We start from the raw sequence: 1,540 nt of genomic DNA on the forward strand, positions 1-1,540 counted from the left end.
GACACGACAGCGGTGGACGACCTGTCGTTCACCGTCCAACCTGGACTGGTGACGGGCTTCCTCGGCCCGAACGGCGCCGGCAAGTCCACGACGATGCGCATGATCCTCGGCCTGGACCGGCCCACGAACGGCCGGGCGCTGGTCGGCGGCAAGCGCTACGCGGACCTGGACCAGCCGCTCAGGAACGTCGGCGCGCTGCTCGACCCGGCCGCGGTCCACCACGGCCGCAAGGCGCTCGACCACCTGCGCTGGCTCGCCGCGAGCAACGGGATCTCGCCGAAACGTCCCGTGGAACTCCTGGAGCAAGTCGGGCTGGGGGGCGTGCGGCACAAGCGGATCAGGACCTTGTCGCTCGGCATGAAGCAACGCCTCGGCGTCGCGGCGGCACTGCTGGGCGACCCGCGGATCCTGATGTTCGACGAACCGGTCAACGGCCTCGACCCCGAGGGTGTGCGCTGGATCCGCGACCTGATGAAGAGCCTGGCGAAGGAAGGCAGGACCGTCTTCGTCTCCAGCCACCTGATGAGCGAGATGGCCCTCACCGCGGACCACGTCGTGATCGTCGCAAAAGGACAGCTCGTCAAAGAGACATCGATGGAAGCCCTGACGCGCAACGGTTCCCTGGAAGACGCCTACCTCGATCTCACCGCGGGGAGGGGACTGTGAAGAACGCACTGCACGCCGAGTGGCTGAAGCTGAAGACGGTACGAGCGCCGTACGGGCTGACCGCGGCCATCGGACTCACCATCGCGTTCGCCGCGCTGATCTCGTGGCTGATGGTCCGCGACTACGACACCACGGCAGCCGCGGAACAGGCCAGGTTCGCCTCGGCGGACGGCAGCGTGGTGGTCGTGCCGGTCGCGCAGTTCCTGGTCGCCGCGCTCGGTGCACTCGTCGCCACCTCGGACCCCGGCCTCACCGCGCTGACCGCCGTCCCGAACCGGAAACGCTTGCTGGCGGCCAAAAGCACGCTCGTCGCCACCACAGCCGTGGTGATCGGTGCCGTGACACTCGCCCTCAGCCTCGGCGCGAGCTGGCTGATCATGGGGGACCGGCCGCCACCGGTAGCGCCCTGGGACAGCGTCACCGACGTCCTCCCGTGGGCCGGTGCGGCGCTGTTGTCGATCTTGGTAACAGGTCTGATCGGCCTCGGTCTCGGCCTCGCGTTCAGGTCGACCGCGGTCACCATCGTCATCGTCGGCGTCCTGCTGTGGGGCCTGCCCGCGATCACCCCGATGCTGCCGGAGCCCTGGAACGTGGACGCTTCCGCGGCGATGGTCCCCTACCTGGTCTGGGAAGTGGCGGGGATCGTGCACGACGCGCCCCTGGGTCCATCGGCCGCCGCCGCAAGTTTGATCGTTTACGTACTGGTGACTCTGGGTGCCGGAACGGTAACTCTGCTGCGACGAGACTCTTGACTCTCTCTTGGGGCGTCCCTAAGGTCATCTATACCTTTAATCGGTAAGGAAACTTACCTAACTAATCCGCCGCCAGCAGTCCGAGAGGAGACGCTGAATGGCTTGGCAGAAGTCTGTGGTGG

Annotated in this window: 1 protein-coding gene and 1 pseudogene; both read left to right on the plus strand. The window is 67.0% G+C overall.

Features of this window, described 5'->3' with window-relative positions; genetic code table 11:
• Positions 1–612 (plus strand): annotated as a pseudogene (locus UK23_RS34415) (ABC transporter ATP-binding protein); the annotation flags it as partial.
• A 50-nt stretch (positions 613–662) separates the two neighbouring features.
• Complete coding sequence (locus UK23_RS34420; RefSeq protein ID WP_045315913.1) at positions 663–1,418, plus strand: ABC transporter permease; 756 nt, start codon at positions 663–665, stop codon at positions 1,416–1,418.
• Positions 1,419–1,540 lie beyond the last annotated feature (122 nt).

Source organism: Lentzea aerocolonigenes (assembly GCF_000955955.1).
Classification (GTDB): Bacteria; Actinomycetota; Actinomycetes; order Mycobacteriales; family Pseudonocardiaceae; genus Lentzea; species Lentzea aerocolonigenes_A.